We start from the raw sequence: 21,193 nt of genomic DNA on the forward strand, positions 1-21,193 counted from the left end.
CCCGCCGTCCGGCTCCGCACCCCTGCCCCCCGAGACACCGGCCCCCGCCGCCACCGAGCGCACGGCCGAGGAGACGGCCCGCCGCATGGGCGCGTTCGCCCGCGGCACGCGCTCCGGCCGCGCAGGCCGCTCCACGGAGAACGCCGGCGGCCCCGCCGAAGATGCCGCCCGGTCGGCCACCGAGACGGGCCGGTCCGATGCCGGCCGGTTCGATGCAGGTCGCCCTGTCGGCGACGCGAGCCGGCCCGCCGCCGGTTTCGGTCGGCCTGCCGAGCCTGGCGGCCGGGCTGCCGACGTGGGCCGGTTCGACGCCGGCCACCCTGCCGGTGACGCGGGCTGGACCGCCGCCGACTTCGGCCGGCCCGCCGAGTCCGGTGGCGGGGCTGTCGACGCGGGCCGGTCGTCCGCCGACATGGGCGGGTCCGATGTGGGTCGCACTGCCGTCGACGCGAGCCGGACCGCCGCCGATTTCGGTCGGCCTGCCGAGTCCGGTGGCCGGGCTGTCGACGCGGACCGGTCGTCCGCCGACATGGGCGGGTCCGATGTGGGTCGCACTGCCGTCGACGCGAGCCGGACCGCCGCCGATTTCGGTCGGCCTGCCGAGTCCGGTGGCCGGGCTGTCGACGCGGACCGGTCGTCCGCCGACATGGGCGGGTCCGATGTGGGTCGCACTGCCGTCGACGCGAGCCGGACCGCCGCCGATTTCGGTCGGCCTGCCGAGTCCGGTGGCCGGGCTGTCGACGCGGACCGGTCGTCCGCCGACATGGGCCGGTTCGGTGTCGGCCGATCCGATGCCGGCCGCACTGCCGCCGACGCGAGCCGGCCCGCCGCCGACTCCGGCCGGCTTTCCGAGCCCGGCGGCAGGGGCGCCCGCGGCACCGACCCGTCCGCCACCGACCCGTCCGCCCAGCGCACCGGCGGCCGGTACGCCGATGCCGCCGACCGGTATCCGGCGGCCGGTCGCCCCGGATCCGCCGAGAGTGCCCCGCGCGTCGAGGATCGGGCGCGGGCTCAGGGGCGGGCGACGGGCCGTGAGCCGCTGGCCGGCCAGGCCCCCGCGCCCGCCGGCCCGGCCGGTCAGGAGCCGCGAGCCGGTGCCCCGCGTCCGTACCCCGGCGTCTCGGAGCCGCAAGCCGGTACCCCGCGCCCGTACCCCGGTATGTCGGAGCCGCAGGCCGGGTCCCGCCCGGTCGGCCAGGACCCGTACCCCGGCACCCCGGAGCCGTACGCCGAGGCCCCGCACCCGTACCCCGGCACCCCGGAGCCGTACCACGCCGCGCCGGACCGGCCCGGTGCCGCTCCCGGCGCGTATCCCCGGCCCCACTCCGCCCCAGGCCAGCGGCCCACCACCGGCCCCGCCCCCGAGCCCGCAGAAGACGAAGGGAACCCGCACGCGTGAACGACCACCTGAACAACGATCTGGCCTGGATGCTGGACGAGGTCGTGAAGATCCCCGAGGCCCGCCACGCGATCCTGCTCTCCGCCGACGGCATGCTGCGCGCCCACTCGGCGGGCATCGCGCGCGACGAGGCGGAGCGCCAGGCGGCGGCGCTGTCCGGGCTCCAGTCGATCAGCCGGTCCACGGCGGACTTCTGCACCCATCCGGCCCGGCACGAGACGCCCTGGCGGCAGACGCTGATCGAGTTCGCGCACGGCTACGTCTTCCTGATCGCGGCAGGACCGGGCGCCTACCTCGCCGTCTCGGCCACCGAGAACGTCGACATGGAGGCCGTCACCTACCGCATGCAGAAGACGGTCGACCGGCTCGGCAAGGAACTCGTCAGCCCGCCGCGGCACGACGCCGGGTGGCAGGGCGGCCCCGGCAGCCCGGCGTGACCCCGGCCGTGCCCCGGCGCGACAAGGGGCTGGTACGGCCGTACGTCGTCACGGAGGGCCGGTCGCACCCGACCCGCAACACCTTCGACCTGGTCACCCTGGTCATGGCACACGGCGACCGGCCGCTCGACGGGCTCAGCCCGGAGAAGTACCGCCTCATGGAGCTCTGCCTCGGCGGCGCCCTGTCCGTCGCCGAGATCGCCGGTTACCTCCAACTGCCCGTCAGCGTCACCAAGGTGCTGCTGAGCGACCTCGTGGACAGCGGCCACCTCAGCACCAGGGCGCCCATCCCCTCGGCACAACTGCCCGAGGCCCAGATCCTCCAGGAGGTGCTCGATGGACTCCGCGCTCGCCTCTGACCGAGTCCACACCACGCACAGCGGCGTCTATCTGCGCGGAACCGTCCGCACCGCGGCCAAGCTGCTCGTCGTCGGCCACTTCGGCGTGGGCAAGACGACCTTCGTCGGCGCGCTGTCGGAGATCCGGCCGCTGCGCACCGAGGAGACGATGACGCAGGCCGGCGCGCACGTGGACGACCTGGCCGGGCTCGACGGCAAGACCACCACCACGGTCGCCATGGACTTCGGCCGGCTCACCCTCAGCGACAGCCTCGTCCTCTACCTCTTCGGCGCCCCCGGCCAGCAGCGCTTCACCCGGCTGTGGCTGGACATGACGCAGGGCGCCCTCGGCGCGCTCGTCCTCGCCGACACCCGGCGGCTGGACCACTCCTTCGAGGTCATGGAGCTGCTGGAGGACCACGGCCTGCCGTACGCCGTGGCCGTCAACCACTTCGACGACGCGCCGGTGTTCCCTGAGGAGGAGATCCGCGAGGCCCTCGACCTCCTCCCGGACACCCCGCTGGTCACCTGCGACGCGCGGGACCGGATCTCCGCCACCCGCGCCCTGATCACCCTCGTGGACCACCTGCACGCCCGCACCGCCCAGGAGCCTGTGTGACCCGTGTGACCCCTGTGACCGGCGTGGACGAGCCCCCGGCCGGCTGCCCGGCCCACGGCGGGGCGCGCGGCGAAGGGCCCGGCGCGCCTGGCGACGAGGCCACGCCCCTGCACGGGCCGGACTTCGCCGCCGACCCGCACGCCGTCTACCGCCGGCTGCGCCGGTACGGACCCGTCGCCCCCGTCGAACTCGCCCCGGGCGTCCGGGCCCACCTCGTCACCGACTACCGCGCCGCCCTCGACGTCCTCCGCAGCCCCGAGGCGTTCGCCAAGGACGCCCGCCGCTGGCGCGCCCTGGCGGACGGCCGCGTCGCGCCCGACAATCCCGTCGTGCCGATGATGGCCTACCGGCCCAACTGCCTCTTCACCGACGGCGAGGCCCACCGCCGGCTCCGCCAGGCGGTCACCGACAGCCTGGAGCGCATCGACCCCAACGCCCTGCGCGGCTACGTGGAGCGCAGCGCCGACGTACTCGTCGACCGGGTCACCGAGGCCGGCGAGGCCGACCTGCTCGGCGACTACGCCAAGGTGCTGCCGCTGCTCGTCTTCAACCAGCTCTTCGGCTGCCCGCCCGAGCTGGGCGACCGGCTCGTCGAGGGCATGTCCGGGATCTTCGACGGGGTCGACGCCGAACGCGCCAACGCCCTCGTCACCGCCACCTTCACCGAGCTCATCGCCCTCAAACGCCGGCAGCCCGGCGCGGACATGACCTCCTGGCTGATGGCCCACCCGGCCGGGCTCACCGACGAGGAGATGATCCACCAACTCGTGGTGCTGATGGGCGCGGGCACCGAGCCGCAGCAGAACCTCATCGCGGGCGCCCTGCGGCTGCTGCTCTGCGACGACCGGTTCGCGGGCGACCTGGCCGGCGGCAGCATGCCCGTCGACGACGCCCTGGACGAGGTGCTCTGGCTCGACCCGCCCATGGCCAACTACGGCGTCCACTACCCGACGGCCGACCTCGACTTCGGGGGCGTACGGCTGCGCGCCGGCGAACCCGTCGTCGTCAGCTTCGCCGCCGCCAACACGGACCCCGCCCTCCGCCCCGACCACCACTCCGGGCAGCGCACCGGCAACCGCGCCCACCTCGCCTGGAGCGCCGGCCCGCACCACTGCCCGGCCAAGGACCCGGCCCGGCTCATCGCCTCGGCCGCCGTGGAACGGCTCCTCGACCGGCTGCCCGACCTGGAACTGGCCGTCCCCGCCGACCGCCTGGTGTGGCGGCCCGGCCCCTTCCACCGGGCGCTGACGGCGCTGCCCGTCCGCTTCCCGCCGCAGCCGGTGCCCGTACCGGCGGCCGAGCGGCGCGCGGGCGGCGCGGCGGGCGCGTCTCCCACGCGCCGCCCGGCCACCACGCCCGGCCGGATCGCCCCGCACCCCTCCGCCGTACCCGCCACACCCGCCGTACCCGCCGTACCCGCCACACCGGCACCTCCACCCACCCCCGAGACTTTTGGAGACCGCAGATGGAACGTCCCACCTGCCCCGTCACGATCGACCCCGCCGGCCGGGACATCCACGGCGAGGCCGCCCGCATCCGGGCCCACGGGCCGGCGGTCCCCGTGGAGCTCCCTGGGGGCGTGGTGGCGTGGGCGGTGAGCTCGCAGGCCCTGCTCAAGCGGCTCCTCACCGACCCCCGCGTCTCCAAGGACCCGCGGCAGCACTGGCCGGCCTGGGCCAACGGTGAGATCTCGCCGGAGTGGTCCCTCTACACCTGGGTCGCCGTGCAGAACATGTTCACCGCCTACGGCCCCGACCACCGGCGCCTCCGCTCGCTGGTCGCCAAGGCGTTCACCGCCCGCCGCACCGCCGCGATGCGCCCCCGCGTCGAGAAGATCACCGCCGACCTGCTGGACGGCCTGGCCGCCGCCGAGCCCGGTGCCGTCGTCGACCTCCGCGAGAGCTACGCCTACCCCCTGCCCATCCAGGTCATCTGCGAGCTGATGGGCATCGACGACGAGCCCACTCGCGAGGGGCTCCGCCGCTGCGTCGACTCGATCTTCCACACCTCCGCCGACCCCGCCGAGGTCACCGCCACCTACACCGAGATCTACCGGCTGCTCGGCGAGCTCGTCGCCGCCAAGCGCGAGCAGCCGGGCGACGACATGACCAGCGTCCTGATCTCGGCCCGCGACGACGAGGACGGCACCCGGCTCAGCGAGCAGGAACTGGTCGACACCCTGCTGCTGGTGATCAGCGCGGGCCACGAGACCACCGTCAACCTCCTCGACAACGCCCTCCACCTGCTGCTCACCCACCCCGAGCAGCTCGCCCTCGTCCGCTCCGGGCAGGCCGGCTGGGACGACGTCGTCGAGGAGGCGCTCCGCGTCGAGGCGCCCGTCGCCAACCTCCCGCTCCGCTACGCCGTCGAGGACATCACGCTCGACGACGGCACCGTCCTCCGCGAGGGCGACGCCATCGTCGCGGCCTACGCCGCCGCCGGCCGCGACCCGGAGCTGTACGGCGAGGGGGCGGCCGTCTTCGACGTGACGCGCGCCACCAAGGACCACCTCGCCTTCGGCCACGGCGCCCACTTCTGCCTCGGCGCCCCGCTCGCCCGGCTGGAGGCCGCCGTCGCGCTGCCCGCCCTCTTCGCCCGCTTCCCGGAGCTGCGCCTCGCCCCGGAGGCCGGCGGCCTGGAGCCGGTGGACTCCTTCATCTCCAACGGCCACCGGTCCCTCCCGGCCCTGCTGCACGGCTGACGGGCGGTCCTCCCCGGGCGCGAGTCCGCCACCCACCAGTCCGAACGCGGGCCCGGTGGGTGGCGGGTGGGCGAGCCGGGGGCCGAACGCTTACGATCCTCTGCGTGTCCAAATTGACCGACCTGCCGAAACGGATCCTGATCGGGCGGGCGCTGCGCAGCGACAAGCTGGGAGAGACCCTTCTCCCCAAGCGCATCGCCCTCCCCGTCTTCGCGTCCGACCCTCTCTCCTCTGTGGCGTACGCGCCGGGCGAGGTCCTCCTCGTCCTCTCCGTGGCAGGTGTGTCGGCCTACCACTTCAGCCCGTGGATCGCCGTCGCGGTGGTCGTGCTGATGTTCACGGTGGTCGCCTCGTACCGCCAGAACGTGCACGCCTACCCGAGCGGCGGCGGCGACTACGAGGTCGCCACCACCAACCTGGGCCCCAAGGCCGGACTCACCGTCGCCAGCGCCCTCCTCGTCGACTACGTCCTCACGGTCGCCGTCTCCATCGCCTCCGGCATCGAGAACCTCGGCTCGGCCGTCCCGTTCGTCGTCGAGCACAAGACCGCCTGCGCCATCGCAGTGATCGTGCTGCTGACCCTGATGAACCTGAGAGGCGTCAAGGAGTCCGGCAAGCTCTTCGCGATCCCGACCTACGTCTTCGTCGGCGGCGTCTTCCTGCTCATCGCCTGGGGCGTCATCCGGGGCGTCTTCATGGGCGACTCGATGCGCGCGCCCACCGCCGACTACACCATCAACGCCGAGCACAAGGGCCTGGCCGGCTTCGCGCTGGTCTTCCTGCTGCTGCGTGCCTTCTCGTCCGGCTGCGCCGCGCTCACCGGCGTCGAGGCGATCAGCAACGGCGTCCCCGCCTTCCGGAAGCCGAAGTCGAAGAACGCCGCCACCACGCTGGCGCTGATGGGCGGCCTCGCCGTCACCATGTTCTGCGGCATCATCGGCCTGGCCATGGCCACCAAGGTCCGGATGGCGGAGAACCCCGCGACCGACCTGCTCAAGGACGGCAAGCCGCTCGGCGCCGACTACACCCAGAACCCGGTGATCTCGCAGGTCGCCGAGGCGGTCTTCGGCCACGGCTCGTTCCTCTTCATCATCCTGGCCGCGGCCACCGCGCTGGTCCTGTTCCTGGCCGCGAACACCGCCTACAACGGCTTCCCGCTGCTCGGCTCGATCCTCGCCCAGGACCGCTACCTGCCGCGCCAGCTGCACACCCGCGGCGACCGGCTCGCGTTCTCCAACGGCATCGTGCTGCTCGCCGGCGCCGCCATCGTCCTCACGTACATCTACGGGGCCGACTCGACGAAGCTGATCCAGCTGTACATCGTCGGCGTCTTCGTCTCCTTCACGCTGAGCCAGATCGGCATGGTCCGGCACTGGAACCGGCACCTGGAGACCGAGACCGACCCCGGCAAGCGCCGCCACATGATCCGCTCCCGCGCGATCAACACCTTCGGCGGCTTCCTGACCGGTCTGGTGCTGGTCGTCGTGCTGCTGACCAAGTTCACCCACGGCGCCTGGGTCGCCCTGCTCGGCATGGTCATCTTCTACGCGACGATGACCGCGATCCGCCGCCACTACGACCGGGTCGCCGACGAGATCGCGCTGGAGGACGAGCCCGGCGAGGCGGCCGTCCGGCCGTCGCGGGTGCACTCCATCGTGCTGGTCTCCAAGGTCCACAAGCCGACCCTGCGGGCCCTCGCCTACGCCAAGCTGATGCGCTCGGACACCCTGGAGGCGCTGAGCATCAGCGTCGACCCGGCGGAGACGAAGGCGCTGCGCGAGGAGTGGCACCAGCGGGGCGTCGACGTCCCGCTGAAGATCCTCGACTCGCCGTACCGCGAGATCACCCGCCCGGTCATCGACTACGTGAAGTCGCTCCGCAAGGAGAGCCCGCGCGACGTGGTCAGCGTCTACATCCCCGAGTACGTGGTCGGCCACTGGTACGAGCACCTGCTGCACAACCAGAGCGCCCTGCGGCTCAAGGGCCGGCTGCTCTTCACGCCGGGCGTGATGGTCACCTCGGTGCCCTGGCAGCTCGACTCCTCCGAGGTCGCCCGCCGCCGCGCCCGCAAGCGCGCCGAGTGGAACGCGCCCGGCTCGGTGCGGCGCGGCCCGGTCGCCCCGCCGCAGAAGAAGGAAAAGGCCGCGGCGAAGAAGTAACCGGTGAGGGTGGTGGTGCGGCGGGACGTAGACTGAACGGCTGTTGCCCCGCCGCACCACCTTTTCGCCGACTCGACCCAGGAGCTCTTCCCCCATGCAGACGGAACCGACGAAGTCGCTGGTCGGCGAGGAGTACGAGGTCGAGGTCGGCCCGGTCGCCCACGGCGGCCACTGCGTCGCCCGGACGGAGGCGGGCCGCGTCCTGTTCGTCCGCCACACGCTGCCCGGGGAGCGGGTGATCGCCCGGATCACCGAGGGCGAGGAGACGTCCCGCTTCCTGCGCGCGGACGCCGTCGAGGTCCTGGAGGCGTCGAAGGACCGCGTACCGGCGCCCTGCCCCTTCTCCGGCCCGGGCAAGTGCGGCGGCTGCGACTGGCAGCACGTCAAGCCGGGCGCACAGCGCCGCCTCAAGGGCGAGGTCATCGCCGAGCAGCTCCGCCGCCTCGCGGGCCTGACGCCCGAGGAGGCCGGCTGGGACGGCACGGTGGCGCCGGCCGAGGGCGACAAGGTCCCGGCGGGTCAGGTCCCCGCGTGGCGCACCCGCGTCCAGTACGCGGTCGACGCCGAGGGCCACGCGGGCCTCCGCAAGCACCGCTCGCACGAGGTCCAGCCCATCGACCACTGCCTGATCGCGGCGCCGGGCGTGAGCGAGCTGGGCATCGAGAAGCGCGAGTGGCCGCAGATCGCGTCGGTGGACGCCATCGCCGCCTCCGGCTCGGCCGACCGCCAGGTCGTCCTCACCCCGAAGCCGGGCGGCCGCCTCCCGATCGTCGAACTCGACAAGCCGGTGTCCGTGCTGCGGGTCGGCGAGAAGGACCAGCGGATCCACCGCGTCCACGGCCGCCCCTTCGTCCGCGAGCGCGCCGACGGCCGCACCTACCGCGTCGGCGAGGGCGGCTTCTGGCAGGTCCACCCGCAGGCCGCCGACACCCTCGTGAAGGCCGTCATGCAGGGTCTGATGCCGCGCAAGGGCGACATGGCCCTCGACCTCTACTGCGGCGTCGGCCTCTTCGCCGGCGCCCTCGCCGAGCGCGTCGGCGACAAGGGCGCCGTCCTCGGCATCGAGTCCTCCAAGCGCGCCGTCGAGGACGCCCGCCACAACCTCCAGGACCTCGACCGCGTCCGCATCGAACAGGGCAAGGTCGAGGACGTCCTCCCGCGCACCCGCATCGACTCCGCCGACCTCATCGTCCTCGACCCCCCGAGGGCGGGCGCCGGCCGCGCCACCGTCCGCCACCTCGCCGCCCTCGCCGCCCGCCGCATCGCCTACGTGGCCTGCGACCCGGCCGCCCTCGCCCGCGACCTCAAGTACTTCGCGGAGGAGGGCTACCGCCCGGTCACGCTGCGGGCGTTCGACCTCTTCCCGGTGACGCACCATGTGGAGTGCGTGGCGATCCTGAAGCCGGTGGCGTAGGGCGCCTGACCCGCGGGTCCCCCGGGGATCCGCGGGATCAGAGGCCGACGGCGGCTGTCACGTCGCGCAGGTCGACGAACTTGAAGCCGGTCGCCGGACGGGTGCCGCCCCGGCCGTCGGGGGCTTCGGGGGTGTCGTGGCCGTCTTGGACGACCAGCAGGCCGTGCGGGTAGCGGCTGCCGAGCGGGGCGTTGAGGACGGTGGCGCCGTCGCATTCCTCCGACCCGTCGAGGGCCGCCGAGGCGGCGCCGACGCGGAAGCCGCCCTCGTACTCGTTGTCCTCGCCCACCTTGAGGTCGTAGAGGGCGAACGTGCTGTCGCCCTGGCTGGAGGCGAAGAGGTGGCCGTTGCCGTCGGGTTCCCGGAACAGGGTGAGGCCCTCGACGTCGGCGGTCAGGTGGTCGCCCCCGTAGCCGGGGTCGGCACCGGCCGTGCACTTTCCGGTGCTCTTGTCGTAGACGCCGGGGACGCCGTACTCGCGGACCTTGTCCACCAGCACCGGCTTGCCGGTGAGATCGGCGCGCATCCGCCAGATGCCGACGTCCTCCTGGGCGGCGTAGAGCGTTCCGGTGGCCGGGTCCACCACCATGCCCTCCACCTGCGGCAGTTCGCCGGGCTCCGCGCAGGGGGACCAGGTGGTGCCGTTCGGGACGCGGAAGGACGCGGGCAGGTCGAGGGTGCGGACCTTCCGGTAGGTGACGGTGCCTTTCGTGGTCGGCCGCAGCTCGACCAGCGCGATGCGGGTCCGCTCCCGCTGGCTCACCAGGGCGTAGGCGCGTCCGGTGGACTTGTCCTGCCAGGTGGCGAGGCCGTAGGCGGTGCGCTGCCCGTTGATCTGGGCCTGGTCCGCGGAGAACACCGGGGCGGCGGCCGGGTCGGTGATGTCGGTCAGCGGGCCACCGGGCCGCGACGGGTCGATGCGGTGGATCCGCAGCCGGTCGTTGCCCCGGTCGCTGACCACGGCCACGTCGGCGCGGCCGGCGGCGGTGCGCAGACCGGTGACGAGGTCGACGTTGTTGAACCGGCCCGGGGCGTCGCCCCGGGCCGGCGGCCGGGGAGCGGGCAGCGACTGCACCAGGTGGGCGTCCAGGTCGTACACGCGCAGGCCGCCCTTCTTGGCCGTCGCGATGACGAGGCTGCGGTCGGGATCGGCCGCGTTGCGCCAGATCGCCGGGTCGTCCGCGTCGGAGTCGCCGCCCGCCTTGTCGTCATGGAGGGCGAGGGTCTCGTGGACGGGCGTGACCGTCGGCAGGGCCCGGTCATCGGCCCCTGCCGGGGCGGCGGTCAGGACGGCGAGCACGGCGCCCATGACGAGGGCGGTTCTGCGCGGAGTGCGTTGGGTCCTCACGAGCACTTCCTTGGTGGACGTCAGGGATGTGTGCATCGTGAGTGGGGAACCTTGCGCGCAGGAGACAGTGATCTGTACGCGCGGTCACGGAACGGACGACCGTGTCGGGGCGCGAGCGGCCGGCCGCGCCCGAGCGCTACCGCGCCCGCTCCGGGGGCGGGCTCGTCGGGACGGTGCGGCTGTGCGCACCGGTGCCGGTGAAGGCGCCTGCCTCTTCGGCGGTCCGCCGGATGCCGTCGGGGCCGTCGGTGTCGTCTTCCTCCGCGAGTCCGGCCGTCAGACGAAGAAGGCGTTCATGCCGGCGACGTCCGACAGGTACGTCTCGATGCTCGCTATCTTGCCGTCGCGCAGGCGGCAGACGGTGGCCAGGTGTTCGTCCAGGCGCAGGTCGCCACGGCGGGCGGTGTTGTGCAGGGACAGGGCGACGTTCTCGCGGCTGACCAGGATGTGCAGCAGCTCGAAGTGGAGACCGTAGCCGGCGATCTTCTTGGCGCGTTCCACGACCGCGTCGGCGCCTTCTGCCGTGCCGGAGACGGTGTTGTCGCCGGGGAGCTTCCAGGTGGCGTCGTCGGTGAGCAGGGTGCGGATGCCATTCCAGTCGCCGGTGGCGAGGAAGGCGTGGAACCGCGTGCCGAGTTGGTGGGCTGCCTCGTACTGGGGCATGGATCCTCCACGGGATGCACTTAAAGCGGTGGTCTTTGCCTTAAGGGAGCGTAGGGGGAGGGCTGTTAAGGCGCAAGGCTTTGCTTTAAGGTGAAGGCGTGCCCGCCAAAAGCAAAGACAGTCGCCCCGGTGGCCGGAGTGCCCGTGTGCGGACCGCGGTCCATCAGGCGGTGGTGGACCTCGTGCAGGACGTCGGCGCCGACAAGGTGACCATCCCCGCGGTGGCGCGGCGGGCCGGCGTCAATCCCAGTTCCGTGTACCGGCGGTGGGGGACGGCCGCCGCCCTGCTGGCGGATGTGGCCACCCGGCGGCAGGGCGAGGAGACGCCCGAACTGCTCGGTGATCTGCGACGGGATCTGGAGCGGGTGGCGGTCTGGACGCTCTCGGATCTGTCCCGGCCGGGCGGGGTGGCGTTCTTCCGCGCTGAGGTGGCACCGGACGTGGACGACCGGCGGGCCGGGCTGCGGGCCTGTCTGCGGCGGGTCAGTGCCCGTTTTCAGGCGCCTTTGGACGCGGCTGCCCGGCGGGGTGAAGTGGTGCCCTCGCTGGAGCGGGTGCTCGACCGGGTGGTGGCCCCGCTGTATTTCCGCGTGGTGTTCTCGGTCCCGGGGACGGACGAGCGCTTCGCGCGCGGGCTCGTCGCCGAGTTGTTCGGCGCTTCGGGTGTGGAGGGGAGCGGCCTCGGCTGACCGTGCGCGAGAGTACGTGCGCGGGTGCCCCGTCTCAGCGGTCCTCTTCCACCCGCCGCTCGCTCACCGCCCGCTCGACGAACTCCACCAGGGCCGCGTGCGAGTTCGCGGCGCGGCCGGTCGTGGTGATGTCGTCGGCCTGTAGGGCGATGAGGTAGCGCAGGCGCAGGGCGATCTCGTTGACGATCTCCTCCCTGCTGCGCTGGAGGAAGAGGGGGTCGACGCCGAAGTAGTCGGCCAGGGCGGCCAGCCGGGCGTCGGTGGTGGTGGGTTGTTCGCCCTTGCGGAGTTTGCCGAGGGTTACGTGAGAGATGATCGTCTCGCCGGCCTCCTTGTTGACGGCGTCGGCGATGTGGCGGTCCGACGGCGGTTCCGTGCCGTTGGGGCCGCCTCGGGACCGCAGGTACTCCAGCTTCTGCGCCAGGGTCAACGAGGCTGCGGCGCAAGCCGAGTTCGGGTCTCTCATGACCACTTTTTTACTTGGTTGCCGGCGGTTACCTATAGGTCTGGTCCAAAGCTGTGGGGATGGTCACCGGACATTGCCGACAATTCGGGCGTGGAAGGTTACCTTCCGGTTTGGGGGCGGTGGTTGCCCGGTGTGCGGCAGGTGAATGGATGGCGCCATTCCACTTGCCCAGTAACGCAGTTGACGAAGTGTCAGGTTGTGAGGCTGGTGGCTGGGGTGTCGTGCGTCCGGGTGGGTCGGAGTGGGGGGCGCTTGTTGTGGGGGGCGGGTGTGGCGCTTCGGTGGTTGAAGTCCGAGTGGTTACTGACCAGTCGGTTCAATGGCGTTCGGGACGATCTTGCATTCTCGGCCGGATCTGCCTAAGCTCACCGGCGTTAAGTGGGGTTAACAGCCCGACGCACCGCGCTCCGGCAGTAACGGAAGCGCGCGGGTCGGGCATACGGGGGAGAGTCTTGAAGGGTATCGGGCCGGAATCCGTCCATACGGAGATTCCAGGGGGATGTGCCTCGATCAACGAGCGGCCCAAGGGGGCCGGCCGGTGTCGTGTCCCGGCTGTGGCCGCTTTCCGTTTCGTTCGTGTTCACCGTTCTCACGGGCTGCCGTCAACGCGCCCGTTGCACGCTGATCTCCCCGCGCCGGGCGCGGGGGGTTGATTCGTCGGTTTTCCGGCTCCGTTAGGCGCGGCTTCGGGCTGCCCTGTGGCGCGCGGTAACGACAGGACCTTTTTCTCGGCCACGCATTTGTGATCCCGGTTCCGGCCGGGCGCGCCGCGCTGCCGATTACCCACGCCGATTCGCGCTGCCCGCAGGCCGACCGGCGTCCCGTTTTCACGACGTCATGCGGTCATTCGCCGCGCCAAGGGGGACCTTTCGCATGCTCACGCAAGCGATGCCGAGTCGAGGGATCGGGGGAGTGCTCGACACGATCGGCGGCACTCCTCTGATAGAACTCGACAGGATCTTTCCGGACCTTCCGTTCCGCCTCTTCGCCAAGCTGGAGAAGTTCAATCCGGGTGGTAGCGTCAAGGACCGGGTAGCGCTCAACATGCTGCTGGAGAAGGTGAGTTCGGGCGAGCTGGTGCCCGGACGGTCTGCCGTGGTGGAGTCCAGCTCGGGTAATCTGGCGATCGGGCTCGCCCAGGTCTGCCGGTATTTCGGGCTGCGGTTCATCTGCGTCGTGGACGCCAAGACGACGGAACAGAACATCGCCATCATCCGCTCCTACGGAGCGGAAGTGGAGGTCATCACCGAACCGGACCCGGAAACCGGCGAGTTCCTCCCCAGCCGCATTCGGCGGGTGCGGGAACTCGTGCGATCCGTGCCCGACGCCTACTGGCCCAACCAGTACGGCAACCCATTGAACGCGGCGGCCCACGAGTTGACGATGCGTGAGATCGTGGAAGGGTTGAACGGGCGGCTCGATTATCTTTTCTGTGCTACCAGTTCATGTGGCACGCTTCGTGGCTGTGCCGACTACGTCAGGAAGTCGGGGCTTTCCACGGAAATCGTCGCGGTCGACGCGTTGGGCAGTGCGATATTCGGTGGGCAGTCGCCAACCACCCGGCTGCTGCCGGGACATGGCGCCGCGCTCCGGCCCGCCCTGTTCGACCCGCGGGCGGCGGATCACGTGGTGCACGTGTCGGACCTCGAATGCGTGCGCATGTGCCGGCGCCTGGTCGACCGCGAGGCGATATTGGCCGGCGGTTCGTCCGGGGCCGTCATCGCGGCCGTCGAGCGGATGCGCGACGCGATACCGGACGGTTCCCGGGTCGCGGTCGTCTTTCCCGACAGCGGTGAGCGTTATCTGGAGACCATCTACTCGGATTCCTGGGTCGCCCGGAAATTCGGTGACGTCTCCCATCTGTGGCAAGAGAACCCGGGCCCGGTGCCCGAGACCGTAGGAGCAATTCCGTGCTGATCGCCAGACACGCCGACGTCCACGAGGTGCTCGCCGGACGCGAGGAGGAGATCCTCGCCGTCGTCCAGGAGACCTACGGGATCCACGAGGACGGCCGCACCGCCGTCCCGCACTCGACCTTCCTCCGCTTCCCCGGCGACGACCGCAACCGCGTCATCGGCCTCCCCGCCTTCGCCGGCGGCGACCACCCGGTCGCCGGGATGAAGTGGATCGCCTCCTTCCCCGGGAACATCGACGAGGGGCTGCCGCGAGCCAGCGCCGCCATCGTCCTGAACTCCCTGGAGAACGGCTTCCCGGTGGCCCTGCTGGAGGGCTCGCAGATCTCCGCGAAGCGCACGGCCGCCAGTGCCGCCCTCGCGGCCCGCCTGCTCACCGAGGGCGACGAGCCCACCGGCGTCACCCTCGTGGGCGGCGGTGTCATCAACACCGAGGTGCTGCGTTTCCTGCTGGTGGCCCTGCCCACACTCCGCGAGGTCACCGTCTTCGACCTCGACGCCGGCCGCGCCGAGGCGTTCGCCGCCCGCTGCCGCGAGCTCGGCCCGGAGCTGACCGTCGACGTGGCCGCCGACCGTCCCACCGCGCTCGCCCGGCACCGCCTGGTCGCCCTGGCCACCACCAGCGGCACCCCCCACCTCGGCTCCGACGAGCTGCGGCCCGGCACCGTCGTCCTGCACGTCTCGCTGCGCGACCTGCACCCCGAGGTGATCCTCGGTGCGCAGAACATCGTCGACGACGCCGACCACGTCTGCCGCGAGCGCACCTCCCTGCACCTCGCCGAACAGCAGGCCGGGCACCGGGAGTTCATCGACGCGAGCATCGGCGCCCTCGTCCGCGGCACCGTGCCGTTCACCCGCGACCCCGAGCGGATCACCGTCTTCTCGCCGTTCGGCCTGGGCATCCTGGACATGGCGCTGGCCGAGTACGTCCGCGCGCAGGCCGCCGAACGCGGGCTGGGTGTACAGGTCGAGGGCTTCCTCGGGCACGGTGTGACGGGCTCCGGCCACGACGCGGCGGGGTCCGGACGATGAGCGGCGGCCCGTACGACGTCCTCGCCCTCTTCCCCGGCCAGGGCAGCCAGACCCCCGGGATGGCGCGCGCCTTCGCCACCGCCCGCCCCGAAGCGGCGGCCGTCTTCGACGAGGCGTCCGACGCGCTCGGCCTCGACATGCGCGCCCTGTGCTGGGACGCCCCGGCGTCCGAGCTCGCCTCGACCGACAACGCCCAGCCGGCCCTGCTGACCGCCTCGGTCGCGGCCTGGCGGGTACTGGAGGCCGAGGGCGTCACCGCGACCGCCGCCGCGGGCCACAGCGTCGGCGCCGTGGCCGCCCTGGTGGCCACCGGGCGGCTGGGGTTCGCCGACGCCGTCCGCCTGGTCCGGCTGCGCGGCGAGCTCATGGCCGCCGCGCCCGGCGAGGGCGGCATGTGCGCCGTCCTCGCCACCGGCGACGAGCGCGAGAAGGCCCTCGCGCAGGCCGCCGAGCACGGCCTGGACATCGCCGCCGACAACAGCCCGCGCCAGTTCGTCGCCTCCGGCGACCTGGCCGCGATCGGGGGGTTCGCGGCGGCCGTCGGCGCCCGCGCCAAGCCGCTGGACGTCTCGCACGCCTTCCACAGCCGGCTGATGGCGCCCGCCGCCGCCGACTGGGAGGCGGCCGTCGCCGAAGTCCGGCTGCGCCCCGCCACCGCCCCCGTCGGGCTCATCACCACCGGCGCGTTCGGCACCGACGAGGACGCCGTGCGCCGGGACCTCGCGGACGCGCTGTGCGCGCCCGTCCGCTGGCGGGAGCTGATGGACGCGACGGCCGGCCGGCCGGAGCCCGCCGCGCCGCTCGTGGCCGTCGGACCCGCCAAGGCCCTCGTCGGCCTGGCCAAGCACTTCGCCGCCAAACCGCAGGTGTCCCTGGTGGACACGCCGACCTCCCTCACCGCGCTGCTGCGCCGCCTGGGGGCCTGACAACAGTGAGTACAGCCATGCAGTTCGAACCGTCCACCGTGGCCCTGGTCACCGGCGCCTCCCGGGGCATCGGCCGGGCCTGCGCCCTGGCCCTGGCCGAGGCCGGCTGCGACGTGGTCGTGCACTACGTCTCCCGCACCGAGGCCGCCGAGGAAGTGGCCGCGGAGATCCGCGGGATGGGGCGCAAGGCGCTGGTGGTCCGCGCGGACGTCGGCGTCGAGGCCGAGGTCAAGGCGATGTTCAAGACCATCCGCGCCGAGTGGAAGCGGCTCGACGTCGTCGTCGCCAACGGCGGCATCACGGCCGACGGCTTCCTCGCCACGATGAGCCTCGACAAGTGGCAGCGGGTCATCGACACCAACCTCACCGGCGCGTTCCTCACCTGCCGCGAGTCGGTCAAGATGATGCACCGCACCGGCGGCTCGATCGTCCTCATGGGCTCCACCAGCGGCGTCACCGGCCAGCCCGGCCAGGCCAACTACAGCGCCAGCAAGGGCGGTCTGATCAGCCTCGGCAAGGGCCTCGCCCGCGAGGTCGCCGAGCGCGGCATCCGCGTCAACATCGTCGCCCCCGGGTTCACGGACACCGACATGGTGCGCGACATGCCCCCCGCGGTGCGCGAGCGACTGATCGGCACGGTGCCCATGAAGCGCGCCGGCACCCCGGAGGAGGTGGCCTCGGCGGTCACCTTCCTGGCCTCGCCGGCCGCGAGCTACATCACGGGGAAGGTCCTCGTCGTCGACGGCGGGCTCGTCCCGTAGCCCCGAGGTCCGTAGCCCCGAGGTCCGTAGCCCCGAGGTCCGTAACCCCGAGGCCCGTCACCCCGAGGCCCGTCACTTTCTCAAGGCCCGCAAGCCGCCACCCACCACAGACAGGAGTACCGCCATGACCGCCACCTACGAGGAACTGCTGGCCACCGCCGAGGCGCGCACCGCCCTCAACAACCACGTCAAGACCCAGCTCGTCGAGAGCCTGGGCCTGGAGATCCGCCCCGAGCTGATCGGTGACGACCAGCCGCTGTTCGGCCGCGGCCTGGAGCTGGACTCGCTCGACACGCTGGAGATCGTCGTCATGGTCGAGGAGCAGCTCGACGTCACGATCAGCGACGACGACCGTTCCGCGTTCGGCTCGATCAACCGTCTCATCGACTTCGTCGTCGCCGACCGCGGCGAGATCCCCCAGGTGGAGGCGGCGTGACCACCTCGGCCCCCACCACCCCCCTCAGCTTCGACGCCAACGCGATCCGCGCGCTGCTGCCGCACCGCTGGCCGATGCTGCTCGTTGACCGCGCCTACGACGTCATCCCGGGCAAGTCCGGCTACGGCATCAAGAACGTCACCATCTCGGAGCCGTACTTCGCCGGGCACTACCCGGACCAGTCGATCATGCCGGGCGTCCTCATCGTCGAGGCCATGGCCCAGCTGACGGCCGTCGTCTACGCCTCCGCGTGGCTCGCGGAGGCCGGACAGAGCGGCAAGGCCGGACAGAGCGGCGAGACAGGACAGAGCGGCGAGGCCGAGGTCGCGGCCCGGGTCGGCTACCTCGGGGCGATCCGGCAGATGAAGTTCAGCCGGCTCGTCGTCCCCGGCGACCGGCTCACCATGAAGGTCGAGCTCGGCCGCCCCTTCGACCGGCTGACGCCCGTCACCGTGCAGGCCAGTGTCGACGGCGAGCTCGCCGCCAAGGGCTCGCTGACCGTCAGCGAGCGCACCGCGGGGGACCCGAGTGGACTCCAGTAGCGAGCCGGTGATCCGGCCCTACGAGGAGTCGGACGCGGCTGCGGTCGCCGAGCTCTACAACCGGTACGCCGACGTCCCCAACCCGGTGGACCGGAAGCTCGACGCGGAGCTCGTCCGCGGCGAGCTGGCCGAGCGCGGCACGCGGCTGTTCCTCGTGGTCGAGGTGGGCGGCGAGATCCACGGCACCATCGGCTTCTTCCAGGGTCACGTCCGGCGGGCGTACGCCCCGGGCGAGGTGTTCGGGGACATGTTCTTCCTGAGCCCCGCCCTGCGCGGCGGCTCGATCGCGGGGCGGATCTTCTCGCAGGCCATCCGCACCCTGCGGCTGTCCGGCGTGGAGGTCATCCGGCTCACGGCCAACCCCGGCAACAAGCTGGCCTTCCCGCTCTACCGGCAGGTCGGCTGCAGCGTCACCGGACCGGTGGAGGCCACCGAGGACGGCAACATCGAGCTGGTCAGCTACATGCCGCGGGTCATGGCACGGCTGCGCCGCGACTACGCCCACCTCATCCCGCAGTCGCTGCAACTGAACGCCAGCTGGCGGTACATGGTCGGCGGCGGGGACCGCTCCCTCGGCAACGACGTCGACGAGCTGGACGGGCGGGCCGTCCTGCGCACGCAGCTCGCGATCGAGGGGACGGTCTTCACCGTCCTGCTGGATCCCGAGGACGGCGAGCTGCTGCATGTCGGCACGGACGCGGAGGAGGCGCCCGTCCTGGCGCCCAAGGCCGCGCCCGCGCCACCGGCCGTCAGCACCGTCGAGACGGACGGCCTCCGCCTCGAACTGCACCACGGGGACGGCCGGATCGAGCTGCACGGAGCGGATCACCTCGGCCCGCTGCTGCGCGAGACCTGGCCGGTCTTCGGCCCGCCCTACGTCACGGGCTTCCGCCGCGCCCTGCGGCGGGAGGACGGCCTGACGGTCACCCCGATCGGCGCCGGCTGGCTGGTCGCGGAGCGGCACCCCGACGGGGTGCTGTACCGGGAGACCACGCTCGTCGGAGGCGTCCTGGAGAACCGTTTCCGCTGGGAGGGCGGCGAGCCGCCCGCCGGCACGCTGCGCACGATCGTCGAAGGCGGCCTGCGCAAGGGGCTGCTGCTGACGGACGACGGCCACGTGCCGGCCGGCCGCGGTCTGCACCCCGTCGACGCCACAGAGTTCGCCACCGCCGGTGCCGAACTCGCCCCGGACGCACGGGTCGGCTGGTGGGACGAGGAGTCCGCCACCGGCCTCGACATCCGGCAGGGCGACGCGCGGGCCCGGCTCGTCACCGACGCGCTGCTGCTGCTGGACTTCGCCCCCGGGCACGGCCACGCCGTCGCCGTACGGACGGAGTGGCCGGGCGGTGCGCCCTTGACCGTCGACGGCCTGGAGGCGCTCGCGCCGCGCACCCCGGAGACCGTCCCGGCCCCCGCCCCCATGGGGGGCCGGGCGGAGTGGATGGCCGGCCTGGTGGCCCGCCGGCCGGTCCACCGGGCCGCCGTCGGCGAGGACACGCTGCTGGTCAGCGCGGAGGCCGGCGGTGTCGCCGCCTGGCGCTCGGCGGGCCGGTCCGTGCTGGCCACGCCGTTCCCCAAGGAGCGGGTCTTCGGCAGCAACCCGCACTGGCGGGCCGGCCTCTGGGTCACCCGCCAGGGGCCGCGCGAGGACGCCGACCGCGGCCTCGGCTGGGGCGCCGAGCAGGGCGAGTGGCGCTTCGACGAGCCGACGGGACGGCTGCGCGCGGCCGGCCTCGACTGGTCCGTCGAGGCCCCCGCCGAGGGCCCTGCCGACCTGCTGGACGTCGGCCTGCGGGCCGAGCCTCGGGAGGACGAGAGCGAGGCCGTCGTCTGGCTGACCCCGGCCGCGGCCAAGCGGCCCGAGATCCTGGTGCCCGGCAGGACCGGCGACCTGTGGCTGATCCGGAAACCCGGCGCCTGGCAGCGCTGGACCGACCGGCTCGCCCTCCGGCTCGCCGACGGCCGCTGGCTGGCCGTCACCCCGCGGGACGGGCACGGCACCGAGATCCTCCACCGCGCCACCAAGGCGGGACCGCTGCTCGGCCTGGTCGCCCGGCAGCCGCGCGGCACGGCCCTCGCGGCCGGCTGGTCGCTCGCCGTCCTGCCCGACCTCGACGCCGCCGACGCGCTGCTCCGCACCCGCGCCGCCGGCCGCTGAGACCGCCGCCCCGGGCCGAACCCCCGGGCCCGGGGCGGCACCCGACTCGGCACCACCCCGCCGCCGCACCACCCCCCACTTCGCATCACCTACGACTTCGCACCACCCCACCGAACCGACACCCGAACACCCAAGGAGACGACATGACCAGCGCCACCCCGGAGACCGTCGCCGAGCAGTACGCGCACCTGCGCACCACCGTCGGCGTCTACACCCCGGGCACCCCGGGCGCCGGCCTGGTGGCCCTCGGCGGCCTGGAGCGCGGCGAGGTCCTCTCCCGTGCCCTGGCCCGCGACAGCGAGTACGTCGAGCCGGACACCGCCCGCGAGAGCCTGATCCTCGACGAGGACGCCTCCGTCTGGGACGCCGTCACCCACATCGAGCTGGACGACACCAGCTGGCTGCTCGCCCACTCCCGCGACGGCCTGGCCGGCCTGCTGGAGAAGACCGTCGCCGACGCCGGAGTCCAGGACGTCGAGATCACCGACGCCGCCGCCGACCACGTCGCCATCGCCTTCGAGGGCCCCAAGTCCTGGCGGATCGCCGCCGACCTGCTGGACTTCGAGATCTCCAGCCTCGTGCTGCACGGCGCCACCACCGTCACCCTGCCGGGCGACAGCGGCGCCGAGGGCGTCCTCGCCCGCATCGGCACCACCGGCGAGTACGGCTACCTCCTGATCGCCCCGGCCGGTTCCGGTGCCGCCGAGTGGGTCGCCGCCCGCGCCGCCGAGCTGGACGGCGGCCCGGCCGGCGCCGAGGCCCTGCTGCGGGCCCGCACCGAGGTCCGCCACCCGCAGATCCCCGCCCAGTCCGCCGGCCTGACCGTCCGCGAGGCCGGCCTGGAGTGGCTGGTCAGCTGGGGCCGCGAGGACGAGTTCCGCGGCGGCGAGGCCCTGGCCGCCGCCGAGGAGGCCGGCCGCGGCCTGATCACCGTCCTCGCCGAGGCCGGGCAGGCGCCGGAAGCCGGCAGCCCGGTCGAGGCGGGCGGCCGCGCCGTCGGCACCGTCCACCTGGTCGCCCCGCTCGCCGGTACCGACCAGGAGATCGCCCTGGCCCTGCTGGACAAGCCCTTCGACGTCCCCGGCCTGGAGCTCACCGGCCGCACCGCCGACGGCACCGCCGTCACGCTGCGCACCGCCGCCTCCCCGGTCGTCATCCCGCAGTCCTGGAACGAGCGGCTCGGAGCCTGACC

19 protein-coding genes and 1 pseudogene are annotated in these 21,193 nt (G+C 73.0%); 17 read left to right on the forward strand and 3 right to left on the reverse strand.

Annotation, left to right across the window (positions count from 1 at the left end; all coding sequences use genetic code 11):
• The 8 genes and pseudogenes from JNW98_RS10415 to JNW98_RS10450 form a co-directional block, all read left to right on the forward strand.
• Positions 1-1,399, forward strand: a pseudogene (locus JNW98_RS10415) (hypothetical protein); the annotation flags it as partial.
• Positions 1,396-1,836: a roadblock/LC7 domain-containing protein gene (locus tag JNW98_RS10420; protein ID WP_185943282.1), complete on the forward strand. Its 441-nt coding sequence runs from the start codon at positions 1,396-1,398 to the stop codon at positions 1,834-1,836. The pseudogene JNW98_RS10415 and the gene JNW98_RS10420, both read left to right, overlap by 4 nt.
• On the forward strand, positions 1,833-2,195 hold the full coding sequence (locus JNW98_RS10425) for a DUF742 domain-containing protein (RefSeq protein ID WP_223767853.1): 363 nt from the start codon (positions 1,833-1,835) through the stop codon (positions 2,193-2,195). Before JNW98_RS10420 ends, JNW98_RS10425 begins: the two co-directional genes overlap by 4 nt.
• Entirely contained in the window at positions 2,173-2,793 is a 621-nt protein-coding gene (locus tag JNW98_RS10430) for a GTP-binding protein (RefSeq protein ID WP_223767854.1), read from the forward strand. The genes JNW98_RS10425 and JNW98_RS10430 overlap by 23 nt, the downstream gene beginning before the upstream one ends.
• Positions 2,790-4,391 carry a cytochrome P450 gene (locus JNW98_RS10435; protein ID WP_223767855.1) on the forward strand — a complete coding sequence of 534 codons (1,602 nt, stop codon included), beginning with the start codon at positions 2,790-2,792 and terminating at the stop codon, positions 4,389-4,391. Before JNW98_RS10430 ends, JNW98_RS10435 begins: the two co-directional genes overlap by 4 nt.
• A complete protein-coding gene (locus tag JNW98_RS10440) occupies positions 4,388-5,494 on the forward strand; it encodes a cytochrome P450 family protein (RefSeq protein WP_223767856.1) in 1,107 nt (368 codons plus the stop codon). The genes JNW98_RS10435 and JNW98_RS10440 overlap by 4 nt, the downstream gene beginning before the upstream one ends.
• 104 nt (positions 5,495-5,598) lie before the next feature.
• Positions 5,599-7,653 carry an APC family permease gene (locus tag JNW98_RS10445; RefSeq protein ID WP_223767857.1) on the forward strand — a complete coding sequence of 685 codons (2,055 nt, stop codon included), beginning with the start codon at positions 5,599-5,601 and terminating at the stop codon, positions 7,651-7,653.
• A gap of 94 nt (positions 7,654-7,747) precedes the next feature.
• Entirely contained in the window at positions 7,748-9,067 is a 1,320-nt protein-coding gene (locus JNW98_RS10450) for a class I SAM-dependent RNA methyltransferase (RefSeq protein ID WP_223767858.1), read from the forward strand.
• A gap of 37 nt (positions 9,068-9,104) precedes the next feature.
• Here the strand turns inward: JNW98_RS10450 and JNW98_RS10455 are convergent, their stop codons facing one another.
• Together JNW98_RS10455 and JNW98_RS10460 are read right to left on the reverse strand one after the other, a co-directional pair.
• Entirely contained in the window at positions 9,105-10,451 is a 1,347-nt protein-coding gene (locus tag JNW98_RS10455; RefSeq protein ID WP_372459208.1) for a phytase, read from the reverse strand.
• A 240-nt stretch (positions 10,452-10,691) separates the two neighbouring features.
• Positions 10,692-11,078 carry a nuclear transport factor 2 family protein gene (locus JNW98_RS10460; protein ID WP_223767860.1) on the reverse strand — a complete coding sequence of 129 codons (387 nt, stop codon included), beginning with the start codon at positions 11,076-11,078 and terminating at the stop codon, positions 10,692-10,694.
• Between the two features lie 146 nt (positions 11,079-11,224).
• Between JNW98_RS10460 and JNW98_RS36565 the strand changes: the two genes are divergently transcribed.
• Positions 11,225-11,767: a TetR/AcrR family transcriptional regulator gene (locus JNW98_RS36565; protein WP_223767861.1), complete on the forward strand. Its 543-nt coding sequence runs from the start codon at positions 11,225-11,227 to the stop codon at positions 11,765-11,767.
• Between the two features lie 34 nt (positions 11,768-11,801).
• Here the strand turns inward: JNW98_RS36565 and JNW98_RS10470 are convergent, their stop codons facing one another.
• Entirely contained in the window at positions 11,802-12,233 is a 432-nt protein-coding gene (locus JNW98_RS10470) for a hypothetical protein (RefSeq protein WP_223767862.1), read from the reverse strand.
• An 873-nt stretch (positions 12,234-13,106) separates the two neighbouring features.
• On the opposite strand from JNW98_RS10470, the gene sbnA reads away from it, so the two are divergent.
• The 8 genes from sbnA to JNW98_RS10510 all read left to right on the forward strand — a co-directional run bounded on the left by sbnA (position 13,107) and on the right by JNW98_RS10510 (position 21,191).
• Positions 13,107-14,150 (forward strand): 2,3-diaminopropionate biosynthesis protein SbnA, encoded by a 1,044-nt coding sequence (gene sbnA / locus JNW98_RS10475; protein WP_223767863.1) that lies wholly within the window; start codon positions 13,107-13,109, stop codon positions 14,148-14,150.
• Positions 14,144-15,178 carry a 2,3-diaminopropionate biosynthesis protein SbnB gene (sbnB, locus tag JNW98_RS10480; protein WP_223767864.1) on the forward strand — a complete coding sequence of 345 codons (1,035 nt, stop codon included), beginning with the start codon at positions 14,144-14,146 and terminating at the stop codon, positions 15,176-15,178. Before sbnA ends, sbnB begins: the two co-directional genes overlap by 7 nt.
• Entirely contained in the window at positions 15,175-16,104 is a 930-nt protein-coding gene (locus JNW98_RS10485; RefSeq protein WP_223767865.1) for an ACP S-malonyltransferase, read from the forward strand. Before sbnB ends, JNW98_RS10485 begins: the two co-directional genes overlap by 4 nt.
• A gap of 17 nt (positions 16,105-16,121) precedes the next feature.
• Complete coding sequence (fabG, locus tag JNW98_RS10490; RefSeq protein ID WP_223767866.1) at positions 16,122-16,865, forward strand: 3-oxoacyl-ACP reductase FabG; 744 nt, start codon at positions 16,122-16,124, stop codon at positions 16,863-16,865.
• A 124-nt stretch (positions 16,866-16,989) separates the two neighbouring features.
• Positions 16,990-17,301, forward strand: coding sequence for a phosphopantetheine-binding protein (locus JNW98_RS10495; RefSeq protein WP_223767867.1), 312 nt, complete (start codon positions 16,990-16,992; stop codon positions 17,299-17,301).
• Positions 17,298-17,843, forward strand: a complete 546-nt coding sequence (gene fabZ, locus JNW98_RS10500; protein ID WP_223767868.1) for a 3-hydroxyacyl-ACP dehydratase FabZ — start codon at positions 17,298-17,300, stop codon at positions 17,841-17,843. The genes JNW98_RS10495 and fabZ overlap by 4 nt, the downstream gene beginning before the upstream one ends.
• Entirely contained in the window at positions 17,830-20,001 is a 2,172-nt protein-coding gene (locus JNW98_RS10505; RefSeq protein WP_223767869.1) for a GNAT family N-acetyltransferase, read from the forward strand. The genes fabZ and JNW98_RS10505 overlap by 14 nt, the downstream gene beginning before the upstream one ends.
• 143 nt (positions 20,002-20,144) lie before the next feature.
• Complete coding sequence (locus JNW98_RS10510; protein ID WP_223767870.1) at positions 20,145-21,191, forward strand: aminomethyl transferase family protein; 1,047 nt, start codon at positions 20,145-20,147, stop codon at positions 21,189-21,191.
• Positions 21,192-21,193 lie beyond the last annotated feature (2 nt).

The sequence above is a fragment of the Streptomyces huiliensis genome (genome assembly GCF_020037025.1).
GTDB lineage: Bacteria > Actinomycetota > Actinomycetes > Streptomycetales > Streptomycetaceae > Streptomyces > Streptomyces huiliensis.